Below are 13795 nucleotides of genomic sequence, written 5' to 3' on the forward strand. Positions count from 1 at the left end.
TTAAAGATCAAGTATCCCTGTAAACGGAAAGAGCTGATATGAGCGTGCGAAATCTTGCCATCTGGGGGGCGATTGCCCTGCTTGTTATCGGCATGGCCGTTGCGATGGGCGGATCTTCCGAAGCCGACCATGCCGACAAGGCCAAACTGTCTGAAATCTACAAGCTGATCGATTCCGGCCAGATCACGGAAGCCACGCTTGGCGACCAGCAGATCGTCGTGAAAACGACCGACAACCGGACGCTCGTCAGCGAGCTGCGCGGCCTCGACATGGAAACGCAAGGCGTGCTGGTCAAAGAAGGTGTCCCGTTCTCGGTTGACGCTGATAGCGGCCGCAATGGTGTCGCCTCGCTGATCTTCTCGATCCTGCCAATCCTCCTGATCGTCGGCTTTGTCTTCTTCATGATGCGCCAGATGCAGGGCGGCGGCGGACGCGGCGCGATGAGCTTCGGCAAGTCGCGGGCCCGCCTGCTCACTGAAAAGCATGGCCGCGTCACGTTTGACGATGTGGCCGGTGTCGATGAGGCCAAGGAAGAGCTGCAGGAGATTGTTGAATTCCTGCAGGACCCTTCGAAATTCCAGCGCCTCGGCGGCAAGATCCCGAAAGGCGCGCTGCTGGTCGGTCCTCCCGGTACAGGTAAGACACTTCTCGCCCGCGCTGTTGCAGGTGAAGCTGGTGTGCCGTTCTTCACGATCTCCGGTTCAGACTTTGTCGAAATGTTTGTCGGCGTTGGCGCGAGCCGCGTGCGTGACATGTTCGAGCAGGCCAAGCGCTCGGCGCCGTGCATCATCTTCATCGACGAGATCGACGCTGTCGGTCGTTCGCGTGGCGCAGGCCTTGGCGGCGGCAATGACGAGCGCGAGCAGACGCTGAACCAGCTCCTCGTCGAGATGGACGGCTTCGAAGCCAATGAAGGCATCATCCTCGTCGCCGCGACCAACCGGCCTGACGTGCTGGACCCGGCCCTGCTGCGTCCCGGCCGTTTCGACCGCCAGATCACTGTCGGCAATCCTGACATTATCGGCCGCGAGAAAATCCTGCGCGTTCACATGCGCAATGTGCCACTGGCCAAGGATGTCGACTCCAAGACGATCGCACGCGGTACGCCCGGCTTCTCGGGTGCTGACCTTGCGAACCTGGTCAACGAGGCAGCCCTTCTGGCAGCCCGTCGCGGCAAGCGCGTTGTTGCCATGGCCGAGTTCGAGGACGCGAAAGACAAGGTCCTGATGGGCCCTGAGCGCCGCTCTATGGTGATGTCTGAAAAAGAAAAAGAGCTGACGGCCTGGCACGAAGCCGGCCACGCCATCGTGGCGATGAAAGTGCCGTCGGCCGATCCGGTCCACAAGGCGACGATCATTCCGCGCGGACGTGCGCTCGGCATGGTCATGCAGCTGCCGGAAGACGACAAGCTGTCCATGTCCAAGATCGAGATGACCAGCCGCCTGGCCATCATGATGGGCGGCCGTGTCGCCGAGGAACTGAAATTCGGCCATGACAATGTCACCGCTGGCGCCGCTTCCGACATCCAGCAGGCCACAAGGCTTGCGCGGGCGATGGTCACGCGCTGGGGCTTTGCCGACAATATCGGCCCGGTGGACTATGGCTCGGACCAGGGTGACGTGTTCCTTGGCCAGCAGCTGATGCAGTCTTCGCATGTGTCGGAAGACACATCGCGCAAGATCGAGGAAGAAGTTCGCAAGCTGATCCAGACCGGTATGGACGAAGCCCGCCGCATCATGACCGACACGCGTCGCGACTGGGAGATCATTGCCGAAGGCCTGCTCGAGTATGAGACACTGTCGGGCTTCGAGATGGCGGAATTGCTGAAGGGCAACAAGCCAACGCGTCCTGATCTGACCGATGATGATTCCGGCCCGGCCTCTGCCGTTCCGATCACCGGCAAGCGCCGCAAGCCGAAGGGCGATGCCGGCCTGGGCGACACCGAGCCGAACCCGGCCTGACGTCTGCCAGATATTAGGAATTGAAATGGGGCGCAGCCAGTCTAGGCTGCGCCCCATGCTTTTGCGCTCATGTCTTGGCGGCCTTGCCGCGCTTTCCGTTTCGGCCTGCATCCCGTCTCCCGAGGCGGAATTCTGGGGGCGCGTCTCGTCGCTGTGTGGCGAGGCCTTTGAAGGGGAGATCGTCAGCGAGGATGCGGCAGACGATGACTGGCGCAGCCAGCGCATCGTCATGCATGTGCGCGACTGTTCGAAATCGCAGATACGCATTCCGCTGTCGGTGGGGGAGGATACGTCACGCACCTGGGTGCTGACACGCGGGGCGGATGGACTGGCCCTGCATCATGAGCACCGGCATGCCGATGGCAGCCTTGATGCGGTGACGGGCTATGGCGGGACATCGGCGGATTACAGCAGCGGCTCGCGGCAGAATTTCCCGGCGGATGAGGCGACCAAGGCCCTGTTCGATGAGGCGGGCATCCCGGAATCCAAGGCCAATATCTGGGCCGTGGAAGTGCGCCCGGCCCATACGCTGTTTGCCTATGAGCTGGAGCGGCCGGGGCGTTTCTTCCGGCTTGAATTTGATACGGCCAAGCCCGTCACGCCGCCAGAGCCGGTTGAGGCGACTGACTAGTCGAGAATATGCGGCAGTCTTTTCTTCCGGCTGCCGCTGGCCCGCGCCGTGGTGATCAGATGCGGCGCGACACGCAAGGTGCGCGTGGCGATGGAAATCTCCATCAGGAAATAGACCAGGCCGGCGACCAGCACGCCCATCGAAGCGACGAAGAGCACAGCGACAAGGTTTGAGACGTCGGTGCGGATCAGCTGGCCGGTAAACAGGATGACGATGACGAGACAGATCAGCAGGGCCGAGAGCGTCGACAGCGTGACGGCCCGGTTGATGCGGATCATGCGCTGGTCGATGGCGGCCAGTTCCAGCACGTGGGCTTTACGGGCCTCTTCGCCGAGATCGGCAAGGAAGCCTTCGACCTTGCGCCAGCGGTCAACGACGCGGCCAAGGCGGTTGGCCATGACATTGAGCAGCGCGCCGATGCCTGCAAGCAGGAAGACCGGCGCGATGGCGAGCTGGATGATGTGGGAAATATCGGCGGGTACGGAAATGGGCATGGCATAAGGCTTCGCCTTGTCACGCGCTCACGTCAAGTATTGCCTTAGGCCTCCTAGGCTTTTGCGCTGGGCCGGGCGGATACGGCGGCATGCCAGCGTTTGAGATGCACAAGGCTCTCTTCCGGGGGCACGCCGACAAGGCCGGCGCCGAAATCATAGGTGGCGAGGGCGACGGCATCGGCGACGGTATAGGTGTCGCCTGCGATGAACGCGTGTTTTGCCAGCTGGTCGTCGAACAATTTGTAGCCGATGGCGGTGCGGGCGCGGTTCTGCGCGGCGGCTTCGGGAATCTGGCGGATGAGCTTTGCCGTCAGCGGGTGGCCATGGATCCAGACCATGCCGATGGGCGACATCAGGTTCAGCTCGACGCGGCGCAGCCACATGTCGACGATGGCCTTGCCCTTGGCGCCGGTGCCGAAGAGGGGCGGGGTCGGGTGCAATTCCTCGAAATAGCGGCAGATGGAAACGCTTTCCGAAATGCAGCTGCCATCGTCCAACTCCAGCACGGGCAGGCCGCCGACAGGGTTCTTGGCGAGGAAATCCGGCTGCCGGTTCTGGCGGGCCATCATGTCCACCTGCTCGACAGGCACGTGGAGGCCCTTCTCGGCGAGATAGATGCGGACGCGGCGCGGATTCGGGGCACGGGTGCTGTCGTAAAGGATCATGGGGAGGACTGTAGACCCGCGACGCAGGCCGGGGAAGGGGCGTCAGACCCAGAGCTGGGGCTGCGCGTCGATCACGGCTTCGGCGCAATCATCATCCCAGGGGTAGAGGCCGCCCAGGTCGCCGGGCCAGACGAGCTGGACGACGCCCGGATGGCCGCGATGGCCGAGGCGCTGCCAGTACCAGTCGGCATAGGGCACATAGTCCGTGAACAGCTTGGGATGGCCGGCTTTCTTGCCGACACAGTCATGGTCTTCGAGGAGGCCTTGCCAGTGCTGTTCGCCCTCCACTTTGCGGCCGGCCTTTATCTGGCGGAACACTTCCCAGAGCATGCCGTGCATCACGTCGCGGTGGAGGCCGAAGACGATGAATTCCGGCGCGTTCAACGTGTGGCTGAAGCCGATGGAATAGGTGAAGTTCGGTTTCGACAGTTCCGGATCGAACACGTGCAGGCTGTGCCAGCCATGCGTCTCGATGTTCGAGAGGATGCGGTGTTCGGCGGCGGTGAGGTCTGGCGCGTCCATGGGGGCATGACGGCGTGTGCCGGGCGCGGGGTCAAGCGCGGTAAGGCTACATGTCCGAGATTTAAGGCGGGGCCTACTTCGCGAAAAGCTGGCCGATATCGGCAAAGGCCTTCAGCTCGATCGCGTTTCCGGCCGGGTCGTGGAAGAACATCGTGGCCTGTTCGCCGGGCTGGCCCTTGAAGCGGACATAGGGCGCAATCAGGAATTCCACTTTGCCTTCAAGGCGCTGGGCCATGGCTTCCCAGTCTTCCATGGGGAGGACCAGGCCGAAATGGCGCACGGGCACGCCGTGGCCGTCGACGGCGTTCGTGGTGGCGGCGCGGCATTCCTCTGGCGCGAGATGGGTGACGATCTGGTGGCCGTGGAAATCGAAGTCGATCCAGTCGGGCGAGCTGCGCCCCTCGGGGCAGCCGAGCAGGTCGCCATAGAAGGCGCGGGCGGCGGCGAGATCGTCAACGGGGAAGGCGAGGTGGAACGGGGCGACGGGCATGGGCGGCGGGCCTTCGGAATGGCTGCGGGACTGGCAGTATTCTTAAGGCGGCGCGGGCGAAGCGCAACTGCCAGCACGTACGGCCACAGGCCCTGGGGGCATGCGGCGGGGGAGGCGTGAATTCCGGTTGAGGGGCGGGCGTCAGGACGTGTCGGGGCTGAACGGTATCCGAAGGATGCCCGGATACAGCCCGAACGATGCCCGGAGCGTGCCCGGACGCATCCGACGCCACGGGAAGGGCAAGCCGTTCCCATGCGAACTGTTCCGGCGGCGTGTAGGTATAGCGGCCTTCCGGCGCCGGGGCGTCGGAGATGGCCGTGATGTAGACCTTGCCGGTGCGGTGCGAGACGGCGAAGAGCACGTCGCGCTTGTTCGCGCGGATCCAGCGCTCGAGGCCCCATAGCTGCAGCCACAGATAGGGCCAGAGATAGAGGGGCACGGCAGCAAAGAGGCGGGCGCGGGTTTCAGGGGTCATGGGGCGCAGTATAGGCGCGCGGCGAGGGGGTGGGGAGAACGGGCGGGTTCTCCTGCGCGCAAAGCCATAGGCGGCGGCACGTGCATGAGGGCTTGTCCGCAGGAGAGCGCAGGCGTAAACATCCGCCGCCGCCGACTGATGCAATGGGCACAAACGGGCGGCGGAGCTATCAAGCACATTCCATGACCGACCCGGCTTATGACTGCGTCTCCTGCGGTGCCTGCTGTTTCAGCCGGCACCCGCGCTACCTTGCCCTGTTGCCCTATGACGCCTCGCGCAGCCTGCCGGCCGAGAGCCTGTTCGCCGAGGGCGGGCAGACCTATGTGAAGTTTGCGTGCGGGCGCTGCGTGAACCTGCAGCTGACCGATGGAAAGGCCGTATGCGGCGTGTATGAAGACCGGCCTGAAGCCTGCCGTGCCTTCCGGGCGGGCAGTTTCGAATGCGGCAAGGCCCGGCGCGCGAACGGCATATTGGGGGCGAATGTGCGCACACCTGAGGGCGAGGCGGCCTGACACGGCGCTTGTGCTATGACGGGTGTTCGTGACAGCGTTCCTGCAAAACGGCGGGGAGGCCATGGCGATGACGGCACTATTCTTCTGGGCGGCGGCGGGCGTGGCGACGCTGACCGTGTTCATCCATGTCTTCCTGGGCGGGGCGAAATTCGTGCGGCCTTTCCTTACGGTGGAGATGGAGCCGGGCCTCAAATGGCTGGCCTACCTGATGTGGCACCTCGGCACGGTGTCGACCGTCTTCATCGCGCTCGGCTTTGCGGTCGGCGCGGTGCACCCCATGTACGCAGACTATGCCGCCATCGCGACGGCGGGCGCGGCAGGCTTTGTGTGCGTGGCGCTGTTCACGGCAGTGAAATCCGGCCTCTCGCCCCTCCGCTTCCCGGTCATCCCGATGTTCAGCCTGGTGACAGGGCTGGGGCTGGCGGGGCTGTTTGTTTGAATTGAGAGAGCTGCATTCCTAGCCGAAGGCTAGGCCACGATCCTCTGGGCGCTGGAGGCGCGACAACAGCGAGCTTCGTGTACGCGTATGGAACCGCACCCTCTTCGTCGTCAAAAATCCATCTTGACGATTGTTGACGCATCAAGTCTTGACAAGATGACTTGATTGTCTTATTTGACATTAAATTCAAGTGGGATATTGCAAGATGAGCAACAACCGATCTTTGGAAGGGCTTACGCGCTTTCTCGACTACTTGGGAGAGAAAGGCTTGTTGAATCCGGCAACAGCGAGTTCTCGCAAGGCCGCTGCCAGCAAGGTGTTTGAAATTCTTTCAGACGAAGAAAAGCTGGATGTTATCGCTGTCGATTTGGATGACGCGATGCGGCGCTTCCACAACCTGAAGGGGCAGTCTTATTCGCCGGGGAGCTTAGCAACCTATCAAAGCCGCCTGAAATCTGCGCTGGAGGATTTTGAGAAGTACTTGGAGAATCCACTCGGCTTTCGGCCCTCGACACAGGTTCGAGAGCGAAAGGCGAAGCAGCCAAAAGCCGAGAAATCAGAAGCCGGCGATCAAGCATCCTCGGCGAGTGCTACCCAGTTCTCAACAAAGGAAACGGGATTCACGTCGAGCAGTATACTGCCCATCCCGATTCGTGCCGATCTGATTGTGAGAATTCAGGGGCTACCATTCGATTTAACTGTAGCAGAAGCGAATAAGCTGGCTTCAGTTATCAAGGCAATGGCAGTGCCAGATTAATATTCGGCCCCCCTCCACAAGGAGTCGATAATTCCGGCGAAAGTCGGGGACCGAGCGCCGCTGGTTTGGGATTCCAACCCCATTTCCAGCGGCCTCATTATTTCATGTGGAATAAGTGCGCACAATTTTCAACAGGAAAATGGCGCCATCGATCCGCTCAATGCTTCTTGCGCTGCTTGGCTCAGTCTTCATCTCTTAGCTGTGCTTTAAGCAGATCACTCAGATAATTTGCGAGCGGCTCAAGTCCGAAGTGCCCATCCACCCATGCCCTGTCCGCCACCTTTAGCGCTTCATAGTATGGCTGTCTGTTCTCGCGAATACGTTCAGGTACGATCTTCTTACCTGGTAGGAGTCCGCCACTTCTTGCGCAGATTAAGTAATAGCAAGCTGCTCGTGCTGTCCGACCATTTCCTTCGACGAAGGGGTGGATCCAGTTGAGTCTCCAAAGTGCGTAAGCCGGAATTAACGTCGGATGATTTTGATAATGCCAGTTTTCATGAATAAATGAGAAGAACCTGTCCATTGCATTTGGCACATCCTTAAAATGTGGTGGGACATGAGAACCAACATAGATCGGTTCCTCTCGGTATCTGCCTGCCGACTGGGTTATGTTCGCTACAGCTGAATGGTTCAGCGCCCACAGCACATACTTGTCAAATGCCTCTGGTCCGCCTCGCAGTCCGATCTCGATACAGTTAGTCAGAAGATCATATTGCCGGAGCAAGTTTTGCTCTTGCACTCGGGCAAAAAAGTCGGGATCGTCCTGCTCTCTAACAACCATCGGGCGGGTGGCTCAAACCCCTACTAATCGAATTCGCTTCGATGCTTTGCGAATGCTTTCCTTAGTAATGGCTTTTGATTCTGGTGCATTGCCATAGGCAAAGCTGATCCGCTGCTCCAGAAGTTCAGCGTCCGTGACATTGCCGCGATCTTTAGCTTTGGCTAGCAATTCAACCAATTCGACATCTGGCTCGATAGCTTTGATGAATGGTTTTCGTTCAGCCATATTGAAATTCTCCATGTTAGTTTTATTACAATATGTAGCGTCGCCATTTTCGCAATACCCCTCATGAGGGAATTCGGTAAATGACCTGATAACGTTGTTCTTTTTTTGTTCACTTTGTTGCGAACTACCCTTCAACGTAAATCTCCCCGCCTTTGTCCATGAATTCCTTGCTCTTCTCCAACATGCCCGCTCTGGCGTCGGCGGCTTGTTTTTCGAGGTCGGTGCGTTCGTTGTCGGAGAGGCCGGCGGGGTAGTCGCGGACTTGCCGGGTGATCTTCATGCGGCGGAATTTCATCCCCCTAAACCATCTCCAACAGCCCGTTCCTGTACAGTATTTGCAGGTGGAGGATGATGTCCTTGGGGGGCGGGGCGGTGGCGCTTTCGGGCCAGGTGATGACGTCCGGGAGGGTGAAACCGGCGGTTTCGGTTGTCATGCGGCGGAGGATGGGCGCGAGCGTGGCGGGGAAGGTGAGCAGGCCGCCGTCGCAGGGCAGGGCCAGCGTGTCGCCGGTTTCGATGAAGCGCAGGGGCGCGGCGCGGGCGACGCGGAAGCGGTCTTCCGCCGTGGCGCGGGGCAGGGGCTGGACGGGGTCTGGCGTCCAGCCCGTATAGGGGCCGTCGGTGAGGGCGTCGAGCCAGGGGCGCGCCATGCCTTGCGGGTTGTCGATGATGGTGCGGGCCTGCGTGTAAAACTCTTCCAGCCGCGCGCGCATATAGGCGGCGACGGGGGGCGGCATGCGGCCGTCAATGGCGCCGACCGTGGCAGGCGGGCCGCCGCGCCACTGGCCGCTCGCACTGGCAAATTCCAGTAGCAGGGGGGCGAGCTGGTCGAACAGGTTGCGGGGCGCGAAATAGACGTTGAGCGCCAGCGACACGCCCACGCCGCGGGCCGAATGCCAGGCGCCGGCGGGCAGGCAGAGCAGGTCTCCGGGGCTTAGCTCCACGGTGCGGAAGGTCATGTCCGCGGGGGGCGTGCCGGGGTCTGCGGCGGCGGAGACGATCTGGCCGTCCTTATACGTGGCGTTGGCGTCGGGCCAGGGGCGCGCGGCCTCGGTGGAGAAGGTCCAGCGCTTGCGGCCGGCGATTTGCAGCGTGGTGGCGACGCGCCGGTCATAGTGCATGGGCAGGCCCGCGCCATCGGGCGAGACATAGCAATTGACGCCCACCGTGCCGGAAAAGTTGAGCTGGGTGCGGAGGGCCTGCGCCCAGCGGGCAAGCGCGGGGTCGGCCATGTGGATATTGGTGATGCAGATGGTGGCGCCGGCGGTCAGCAGCTCGGTGACCTGGGGGATCTGCACTTCGAACATGGGGCGGCGGCTGCCATCGGCCTCGCCACCCGCGAAGGAGGCCATGAGGTTGAAGCGCCGGTCCTGAAGGGTCTCGCCGCGCGCGAGGGCCTGCTTCAGCCGCGCCCAGCTGAAGATATGGGCGAACTTGTTCTCGGGGCCTTCGACATTGAGCGACTGGCGGGCGAAATAGTCAGTGGCGAAGGCCTCGGGCGTGAGGGGGCTGAGCAGCGCCTCCAGCTCGCGGCCGGTGAGGGGCGCGGGCGGGGCGGCCTCATCAGGCGCGCCGGGGCCGAGCAGGGCGTTGAAGTCTGTCTGGGTCATGGGATATGCGCCGCCGCGATTACCTTACGTTGAGCCGAGGCCTAGACGTAAACGGTATCAGGGCGGGGCTCAAGGCGGGGGTGGGGGGCGGCGGCAAGGCGGGACCCCGTAGGGTGGGTTAGCCGAAGGCGTAACCCACCAAGCGATGTGTGCGGTGCGTAATAGCGGTGGGTATCGCTCCGCGTGGGCCCACCCTACGCTTGCTTGCTAAATTTCTTAAAGTGCTGATTATTTGCATAAAAATACCAATTGGAAATGCTAATGGAATCCCATCAGACCGACCTGAAATTTATGAGCAACTGGCCAGCTACCGACCGAACTGTGAGATGTTTGGGTGGGACAAAGGTGGCCAATTGGGTGCAAGACGAAATATGTAGGGTCATGATCGGACTTGATCGACCAACTGGCCAATTCAAGATTCGAGAATTTGGTCATCTCTACAAAATTTGCGATATGATCGGCTTGGTTCCAATCGGGTGTGAATTTATATCCGATCCCGATACTGCGAATGGGGTTAGACCGCCCGAATGGCATTCATTTTTTCTTGGTGATGGCTTTTTAGGAAAAGACCTCCAATTGCGAGCGTCTCAAGGTTCTACGTGGGCACTGAACCGCGATAAGATGCAGGCATGGGATGTCCTAAGTAGGATATCGATCCAGACACTCATCTGTGACGCTCGTTTAAGGGAAGTACATGAAGTGTACTATAAGGCGCTTCGTGCAAGGGCGTTAAAAGACGACCTCCAACCCAAGTCCTATCAGGATCTTTGGCAAAATGAGCTAATACTCTCACTTCATTCTGCGCTTTTCGACTTTGGAACGCTTAGAGACTATCTTTGCGAGCTTTCCGGTGTACTTGCTGATGGATCGGAAAATACCGTAACTACCGCGAACTCTGCGATTAAAAAATTCAAGTCAAAGGAGCCCGGTAGTATTGAGCGGTGGGTCAGGGATATCGTTGTTAGTGAAGGTCCTTATTCTATTAGGCAAACATCTCTCTACCGCGATTTAATAGTTCACAATGCTCCTATAGGGGCGAGAGGGGCATTGGGGCATTGGAGTCTATGTGAGATGGAATGGTCGGGGCGCCGAATTCCAAAGCTGGAATTTTTGATTCCTGGTGACCCCTCAGAAATACTTAAATTTCGGAATGACAGCAGTATTCCTCCTAGTAAAGATGAGTTGCTCTTGGAGAAAGCTGGAGAATGGAATCAGCCCGGAGCTAGAGACGCGCTAAACATTATGCACAACTCATATCGCACGCTCTTCAGGTTTGGGCTCGATTTATTTGATAAGCTCGACATAAAGGGAGAAATGGTGGTTTTGACTGACGATGATGTAGTTCCATCAAGCTCCATATAAAATTTTGGCCAGTGGCCTCATGCCCCTTCGACTTCCCTTCGGTTAATCAATCGCCTCGCGCTTTTCTCCACTCTCCGAGAGATAAATCTCGCCGCCCTTGTCCATGAATTCCTTGCTCTTCTCCGCCATGCCGGCGCGGGCGGCGGCGGCTTGTTTTTCGAGGTCGGCGCGTTCGTTGTCGGAGAGGCCGGCGGTGTAGTCGCGGACTTCTTGCGTGATCTTCATGCTGCAGAATTTGGGGCCGCACATGGAGCAGAAGTGGGCGACCTTGTGGGCCTCCTTGGGGAGGGTCTGGTCGTGGAAGTCGCGGGCGGTTTCGGGGTCCAGCGCCAGGTTGAACTGGTCTTCCCAGCGGAAATCAAACCGGGCGCGGGAGACGGCATCGTCGCGCAGGTGGGCGGTCGGGTGGCCCTTGGCGAGATCTGCCGCGTGGGCGGCGAGCTTGTAGGTGATGACGCCGACCTTGACGTCGTCGCGGTCTGGCAGGCCGAGATGCTCCTTGGGCGTCACATAGCAGAGCATGGCCGTGCCGAACCAGCCGATCATCGCGGCGCCGATGCCGGACGTGATATGGTCATAGCCGGGGGCGATGTCCGTGGTGAGGGGGCCGAGCGTGTAGAAGGGCGCCTCGCCGCATTCGCGCAGCTGCTTGTCCATGTTGACCTTGATCTTGTGCATCGGCACGTGGCCGGGCCCTTCGATCATGACCTGGCAGCCCCTGGCCCAGGCGACTTTCGTCAGCTCACCGAGGGTTTCGAGTTCGGCGAACTGGGCGGCGTCATTGGCGTCGGCCGTGGCGCCGGGGCGCAGGCCATCGCCGAGGGAGAAGGAGACGTCATACTTGCGCATGATGTCGCAGATTTCCTCGAAGTGCGTGTAGAGGAAGCTCTCTTTATGGTGGGCCAGCATCCATTTCGCCATGATCGAGCCGCCGCGCGAGACGATGCCGGTGACGCGGTTGGCGGTGAGGTGGATATAGGCGAGGCGCACGCCTGCGTGGATGGTGAAATAGTCGACGCCCTGTTCGGCCTGTTCGATCAGCGTGTCGCGATAGATTTCCCAGGTAAGGTTTTCAGCGACGCCGTCGACCTTTTCCAGCGCCTGATAGATCGGCACGGTGCCGATGGGGACGGGGGAGTTGCGCAGGATCCATTCGCGCGTGTTGTGGATGTTGCGGCCTGTCGAGAGGTCCATCACATTGTCGGCGCCCCAGCGGATGGCCCACACCATCTTGTCGACTTCTTCCTCCACCGATGAGGTGACGGCCGAGTTGCCGATGTTTGCGTTGATCTTCACGAGGAAGTTGCGGCCGATGATCTGCGGCTCAAGCTCGGCATGGTTGATGTTCGCGGGGATGATGGCGCGGCCCGAGGCGATCTCGTCGCGGACGAATTCCGGCGTGATGAATTCGGGAATATGGGCGCCGAAGCTCTGGCCGTCGGCAATGGTGGCGGCGGCGTCCTCATGGGCCTCAGCGCGGCCCATGTTTTCGCGGGTGGCGACGTAGATCATTTCCTTGGTGATCACGCCGGCCTTGGCGAATTCGTATTGCGTGACCATGTGGCCATCGAGACCGCGCAGCGGCTTGTGGCGGACGGGGAATTCGCGGGCGAGGTATTTGCCATTGGCGCCGCCATTGTCTTCCGGCTTCACATGGCGGCCTTCGTATTCCTCGACGCCGCCGCGTTCCAGGATCCATTCGCGCCGGTCGCGGGCGAGGCCTTTTTCCACGTCGATGGTGACCGACGGGTCTGTGTAGGGGCCGGACGTGTCGTAGACGGCGACGGGCGGCTCGTTCGCGCTGGGGTGAAGGTCGATCTCGCGGTGCGGGACGGCGAGGTCCGGCAGCGGATGGGAATAGACCTTGCGGCTGGCGGGGAGGGGGCCCGTGGTGACGGTGGGCGTTTCGAAGGCGGACTGGTCGGCGGGCTTGTTCATTTGGCTGGCTTTCTTGCGTGATAGGTGAGGGCCATTGCGATGCAATGGGCGAGTTCGGCGCGCGGCAGGGGCGCGGTGATATCGAGGTCGATGGCGCGCGTGCCGGAGAAGGCGAGCGTGTCGGCGTAGCGTTCGCGCCAGTCGTTCACGAGCGTGGTGGAGCAATGGACGAGGAGCTGGGCGGTGTTCGGCGCGGCGGGCTTCCAGCCGAGGCGGATGGTGGTGCCGCTCTTGGTTGCATTGGTGAGGTAGGCGGGCTCGCCCCATTTCAGGGTTTCGGTGAGCGGGCCGACGCCTTGTGTCTCCTGCGCGGTGGCGCGGATGAGATCGCGTAGCTTCAGGAGGTAGGTGCGCGCAGGCGGCGGGAAAGCGTCAAAGGCGTCTTCCACACTTGGCGCGGCGAGGGCGCCTTTGCTCATGACGGAAACCCTTTCGGGACGGCGGGCGAGAGGCCGAGTTCTTTCTGGAGTTTCTTGGTGAGGCCGGCGGCGACGAGCCGGTAGCTGTCGCGGATATAGGTGAGGAGTTCGGCGTCGGACATGGTCTCGTCGCCGGTGCGCTGGATCCATTTCATTCCGCGCGAGGCAAGATGCGGCGCGCCGCGGCAGCCGGGCTGCTCTTTCAGGATATGGAAGGCGATAGGCGTGACCTTGAAGGAGACGCCGGTGATCTCGCCGTTAGCGTCGCCCGCAATGGCGTAGACCTTGCCGCCGATCTTCCAGACATGGGAGCCGCCCCACTGGCAGACATAGGTCGAGTGGGCGAGGGATTTGCAATGCGCTGTGAACTCGTCGAGCGTCAAGTCTGTCCTCCGTCCCTCGCGCCGGTATGAGCCGGATCAGGTTCAAAGGGTAACTCTCAGCCCGCGACCATCGCGGACACCCCTCGGATGGCTGAAATGATAGGCGGGTTGCGCCGGAATTGAAAGGGGGT

General features: G+C 60.9%; 18 protein-coding genes and 1 riboswitch. Of the genes, 6 read left to right on the forward strand and 12 right to left on the reverse strand.

What is annotated here, in order from left to right; genetic code table 11:
• The first annotated feature begins 38 nt into the window (after positions 1 to 38).
• Positions 39 to 1961, forward strand: a complete 1923-nt coding sequence (ftsH, locus tag V7651_RS05425) for an ATP-dependent zinc metalloprotease FtsH (RefSeq protein ID WP_035537629.1) — start codon at positions 39 to 41, stop codon at positions 1959 to 1961.
• A gap of 55 nt (positions 1962 to 2016) precedes the next feature.
• Positions 2017 to 2592, forward strand: a complete 576-nt coding sequence (locus tag V7651_RS05430) for a hypothetical protein (RefSeq protein ID WP_335612498.1) — start codon at positions 2017 to 2019, stop codon at positions 2590 to 2592.
• On the opposite strand, the gene V7651_RS05435 is transcribed toward V7651_RS05430, so the two are convergent.
• The 5 genes from V7651_RS05435 to V7651_RS05455 all read right to left on the reverse strand — a co-directional run bounded on the left by V7651_RS05435 (position 2589) and on the right by V7651_RS05455 (position 5238).
• Positions 2589 to 3086 (reverse strand): DUF2721 domain-containing protein, encoded by a 498-nt coding sequence (locus V7651_RS05435; protein ID WP_051624669.1) that lies wholly within the window; start codon positions 3084 to 3086, stop codon positions 2589 to 2591. The genes V7651_RS05430 and V7651_RS05435 overlap by 4 nt on opposite strands.
• A gap of 53 nt (positions 3087 to 3139) precedes the next feature.
• Positions 3140 to 3751, reverse strand: a complete 612-nt coding sequence (locus tag V7651_RS05440; RefSeq protein ID WP_335612499.1) for a glutathione S-transferase family protein — start codon at positions 3749 to 3751, stop codon at positions 3140 to 3142.
• A gap of 42 nt (positions 3752 to 3793) precedes the next feature.
• Entirely contained in the window at positions 3794 to 4273 is a 480-nt protein-coding gene (locus tag V7651_RS05445; RefSeq protein WP_335591920.1) for a DUF4262 domain-containing protein, read from the reverse strand.
• Positions 4274 to 4346: 73 nt separating this feature from the next.
• Positions 4347 to 4763 (reverse strand): VOC family protein, encoded by a 417-nt coding sequence (locus V7651_RS05450; protein WP_335612500.1) that lies wholly within the window; start codon positions 4761 to 4763, stop codon positions 4347 to 4349.
• The gene (locus tag V7651_RS05455; RefSeq protein ID WP_335612501.1) at positions 4726 to 5238 is read right to left on the reverse strand and encodes a hypothetical protein; all 513 of its coding nucleotides are present in this window, start codon (positions 5236 to 5238) and stop codon (positions 4726 to 4728) included. The genes V7651_RS05450 and V7651_RS05455 overlap by 38 nt, the downstream gene beginning before the upstream one ends.
• 182 nt (positions 5239 to 5420) lie before the next feature.
• On the opposite strand from V7651_RS05455, the gene V7651_RS05460 reads away from it, so the two are divergent.
• The 3 genes from V7651_RS05460 to V7651_RS05470 all read left to right on the forward strand — a co-directional run bounded on the left by V7651_RS05460 (position 5421) and on the right by V7651_RS05470 (position 6946).
• Positions 5421 to 5750, forward strand: coding sequence for a YkgJ family cysteine cluster protein (locus V7651_RS05460; protein WP_335612502.1), 330 nt, complete (start codon positions 5421 to 5423; stop codon positions 5748 to 5750).
• 67 nt (positions 5751 to 5817) lie between these two features.
• A complete protein-coding gene (locus tag V7651_RS05465; RefSeq protein WP_335612503.1) occupies positions 5818 to 6189 on the forward strand; it encodes a hypothetical protein in 372 nt (123 codons plus the stop codon).
• A 205-nt stretch (positions 6190 to 6394) separates the two neighbouring features.
• Positions 6395 to 6946: a hypothetical protein gene (locus V7651_RS05470; protein WP_335612504.1), complete on the forward strand. Its 552-nt coding sequence runs from the start codon at positions 6395 to 6397 to the stop codon at positions 6944 to 6946.
• A gap of 181 nt (positions 6947 to 7127) precedes the next feature.
• Here the strand turns inward: V7651_RS05470 and V7651_RS05475 are convergent, their stop codons facing one another.
• From V7651_RS05475 to V7651_RS05490, 4 genes are all read right to left on the reverse strand, one after another.
• Positions 7128 to 7727: a Fic family protein gene (locus tag V7651_RS05475; protein WP_335612505.1), complete on the reverse strand. Its 600-nt coding sequence runs from the start codon at positions 7725 to 7727 to the stop codon at positions 7128 to 7130.
• Positions 7728 to 7739: 12 nt separating this feature from the next.
• On the reverse strand, positions 7740 to 7952 hold the full coding sequence (locus V7651_RS05480; protein ID WP_335612506.1) for a hypothetical protein: 213 nt from the start codon (positions 7950 to 7952) through the stop codon (positions 7740 to 7742).
• A 124-nt stretch (positions 7953 to 8076) separates the two neighbouring features.
• Positions 8077 to 8247 carry a hypothetical protein gene (locus tag V7651_RS05485; protein ID WP_335612507.1) on the reverse strand — a complete coding sequence of 57 codons (171 nt, stop codon included), beginning with the start codon at positions 8245 to 8247 and terminating at the stop codon, positions 8077 to 8079.
• 4 nt (positions 8248 to 8251) lie between these two features.
• Complete coding sequence (locus V7651_RS05490) at positions 8252 to 9562, reverse strand: JmjC domain-containing protein (protein WP_335612508.1); 1311 nt, start codon at positions 9560 to 9562, stop codon at positions 8252 to 8254.
• Positions 9563 to 9943: 381 nt separating this feature from the next.
• Here V7651_RS05490 and V7651_RS05495 point away from each other — a divergent pair, with 381 nt between their 5' ends.
• Positions 9944 to 10924: a hypothetical protein gene (locus V7651_RS05495; RefSeq protein WP_335612509.1), complete on the forward strand. Its 981-nt coding sequence runs from the start codon at positions 9944 to 9946 to the stop codon at positions 10922 to 10924.
• A gap of 42 nt (positions 10925 to 10966) precedes the next feature.
• On the opposite strand, the gene thiC is transcribed toward V7651_RS05495, so the two are convergent.
• The 3 genes from thiC to V7651_RS05510 form a co-directional block, all read right to left on the reverse strand.
• On the reverse strand, positions 10967 to 12862 hold the full coding sequence (thiC, locus tag V7651_RS05500) for a phosphomethylpyrimidine synthase ThiC (RefSeq protein ID WP_335612510.1): 1896 nt from the start codon (positions 12860 to 12862) through the stop codon (positions 10967 to 10969).
• Positions 12859 to 13281, reverse strand: coding sequence for a DUF1801 domain-containing protein (locus tag V7651_RS05505; protein ID WP_335612511.1), 423 nt, complete (start codon positions 13279 to 13281; stop codon positions 12859 to 12861). Before V7651_RS05505 ends, thiC begins: the two co-directional genes overlap by 4 nt.
• Positions 13278 to 13664: an MmcQ/YjbR family DNA-binding protein gene (locus tag V7651_RS05510; RefSeq protein WP_335612512.1), complete on the reverse strand. Its 387-nt coding sequence runs from the start codon at positions 13662 to 13664 to the stop codon at positions 13278 to 13280. Before V7651_RS05510 ends, V7651_RS05505 begins: the two co-directional genes overlap by 4 nt.
• A riboswitch (TPP riboswitch) is annotated at positions 13660 to 13758 on the reverse strand. It overlaps the preceding gene by 5 nt.
• Between the last annotated feature and the right edge of the window lie 37 nt (positions 13759 to 13795).

The sequence above is a fragment of the Hyphomonas oceanitis genome (assembly GCF_036964545.1).
Taxonomy (GTDB): domain Bacteria; phylum Pseudomonadota; class Alphaproteobacteria; order Caulobacterales; family Hyphomonadaceae; genus Hyphomonas; species Hyphomonas oceanitis.